The 2,689-nt window shown below is 74.7% G+C and carries 3 protein-coding genes; 1 reads left to right on the top strand and 2 read right to left on the bottom strand.

The features are described from left to right. Positions 1-703 (top strand): phytoene desaturase family protein (locus E1165_RS28440; RefSeq protein WP_371687411.1); only part of this gene is annotated, 703 nt, incomplete at its 5' end. A 194-nt stretch (positions 704-897) separates the two neighbouring features. Here E1165_RS28440 and E1165_RS28435 read toward each other — a convergent pair. Together E1165_RS28435 and metF are read right to left on the bottom strand one after the other, a co-directional pair. Further along, complete coding sequence (locus E1165_RS28435) at positions 898-1,584, bottom strand: CDP-alcohol phosphatidyltransferase family protein (protein WP_132394770.1); 687 nt, start codon at positions 1,582-1,584, stop codon at positions 898-900. A gap of 46 nt (positions 1,585-1,630) precedes the next feature. Continuing rightward, complete coding sequence (metF, locus tag E1165_RS28430; RefSeq protein ID WP_132394769.1) at positions 1,631-2,548, bottom strand: methylenetetrahydrofolate reductase [NAD(P)H]; 918 nt, start codon at positions 2,546-2,548, stop codon at positions 1,631-1,633. Between the last annotated feature and the right edge of the window lie 141 nt (positions 2,549-2,689).

Below are 2,689 nucleotides of genomic sequence, written 5' to 3'. Positions count from 1 at the left end.
GGTGCACGGGGTACGCCTCGCCGGCGTCGCCGCGCCCGTCCCCGCCGACGTGGTGGTGGCCAACGTGGACGCGCTGACCGTCTACCGGGACCTGCTGCCCGCCCCGCGCCGGCTGGCCGGGCTGACCGACCGCAGCCTCGCCGGTTTCGTGCTGCTGCTCGGGGTACGCGGCCAGTCGGGACTGGCCCACCACACCGTCTTCTTCCCCCGCGACCACGACGCCGAGTTCGACGCGGTCTTCGGCCACCCGGGGCGGGGGGTACGGGCCCGGCCGGCGGCCGACCCGACGGTCCTGGTCACCGTCGCCGACGACCCGATGGTCCGCCCGGACGGCCACGAGGCGTGGTTCGTGCTGGTCAACGCCGCCCGGCACGGCACCGCCACCGGGGCGGTGGACTGGCGCCGGCCGGGGCTCGCCGAGGCGTACGCCGACCGGGTCCTCGACGTGCTCGCCGAGCGGGGCGTGGACGTGCGGGACCGGCTGCTGTTCCGCGAGATCCGCACCCCGGCCGACCTGGCCGAGGCGACCGGCGCGCCGGGTGGGGCCATCCACGGCACCGCCGGGCGGCTGTTCCGGCCGGCCAACCGTGGCCCGGCGGCCGGGTTGTGGCTGGTCGGCGGTTCCAGCCATCCGGGCGGCGGCCTGCCGATGGTCACCCTGTCGGCGCAGATCGTCGCCGAGGAGATCGGTCCCGCCTGGTAGCCCCCGCCGGGTCGGATCGCCTCCGCCTGCCGCACGTCGCGCTCTCCCCCGGCGTGATCCACTCCGGCTGCCGCCTGTCGCGGTGCCCGGGGACGGCGGGGACAGCGCGGCATGGGCCCACCGGGAGTCGATCACTTCGGAACCCGCCGCCCATCTTGGGCTGGCCGGCCGCCTCGGCGGGCCTCGCCGGTGGGTCAGCCGGCGTCGACGAGAGCGCGGCGGACCGTCGACAGCAACTGCCCCAGGCCGAAGCCGGCCAGCAGCACCCAGACCGCGACGGCCATGGTGACCGTGCCGGCGGCCAGATCCGGGTCGATCATGCCGGTCAGGCCGGCCAGCAGCAGCCCGGCCAGCGCCACACAGACCCGGGTGGGACGCTCTCCCACGGTCACCACGCCGATCTCCCGCATCCCGGCCGCGACCGCCCGGGCCCGGACGTACTCGTGCAGCCAGGACAGCGCACCACCCGCCGCCACCAGCGCCCCGGGCGCACCGACCAGCCAGAACGCGACCAGCCAGGCGACCTCACCAAGCCGGTCGGCGATCGAGTCGTAGACGTAGCCGAGGCGGGTGGTGCGGCCGGTGGCCACCGCCACCGCCCCGTCCACGCTGTCGGCCACCGCGGCCAGCAGTACGAACAGGGCGGCCACGATCGGCCCGTCCACCCCCCGGACGGCGAACACCGGCACGCAGAAGCAGAGCAACACCCCACCCACCGTGACCGCGGACGGGGTGACCCGAAGCCGGCCCAGGATGTACCCGACGTGGTAGGCGAAGCGCAGCCAGGCGCGCACCACCGGCGCGGCGACCCGGGGGTCGAAGCCACCGTGCAGCCGCGCCCAGGCGGTCGCGTAGTCGTCCCACTTCAGCTGTGTGCCCACCCTCGGTCAACCGTCGCGGCGGGGCTCAGGTGTCGGGTGCGAACGTTCACACCCGGGCGCCGGCCTGGAGGCTGCGCCACACCTCCCGGGTCGCGGTGGACCGGTTGAGGGTGATGAAGTGGATGCCCGGCACGCCCTCGTCGAGCAGCTTCGCGCACATCTCGCTGGCCTGCTCGACGCCGAGCCGGCGGACCGCCTCCGGGTCGTGGGCGACCCGGGCGAACCGCTCCGCCAGGGCGGGCGGGAACGGCGCGCCGGAGAGCTGCACCGACCGTTCGATGGTGCCCATCTGGGTGACCGGCATCACCCCGGCCAGGATCGGGGTGTCGCAACCGGTCGAGGCGACCCGGTCGCGCAGCCGCAGGTAGTCGTCGGCGTCGAAGAACATCTGGGTGATGGCGAAGTCCGCGCCGGCCCGACACTTGCGGACGAAGTGCGCGACGTCGCTGGCGATGTCCGGCGAGCGCGGGTGCTTGTACGGGAAGGCGGCCACGCCGACGCTGAAGTCGCCGGCGTCGCGGACCAACCGGACCAGCTCCTCGGCGTAGAGCACGCCTTCGGGGTGGCGGACCCACTCGCCGCCCGGGTCGCCCGGCGGGTCGCCACGCACGGCGAGCACGTTACGCACCCCGGCCCCGGCGAGCCGGCCGATGACGTTGCGCAGCTCGGCGACGGAGTGGTTGACGGCGGTCAGGTGCGCCATCGGCAGCAGGGTGGTCTCGGTGGCGATCCGCTCGGTCACCGCGACCGTGGTGTCCCGGGTCGACCCGCCGGCACCGTAGGTGATCGAGACGAACGAGGGGCGCAGCGACTCCAGCTCCCGGATGGCCTGCCAGAGCAACTGCTCGCCCTTCGCCGTCTTCGGCGGGAAGAACTCGAACGAGAAGGTGGGCCCGCCACGCCGGATCAGCTCCCCGATCGCCGGCCGCGGATTGGGGAGGACGGAGGGAAGACCGAGCGCCACGCTCCGACTCTAGCGGGCGACGGCGGCCGTACTCACGTCCTTCCCACCGGGACATCGACGGATCACGTGCTCCGGCCCGGCCGGGCCGTCTCCCTCCGACGCCGGGAGGCACCTGAACGTCGTACCCGCGGGGTAGAAAGG

The sequence above is a fragment of the Micromonospora sp. KC723 genome, from assembly GCF_004348595.1.
Classification (GTDB): domain Bacteria; phylum Actinomycetota; class Actinomycetes; order Mycobacteriales; family Micromonosporaceae; genus Micromonospora.
This window is presented reverse-complemented; position numbering and strand designations above follow the sequence as displayed.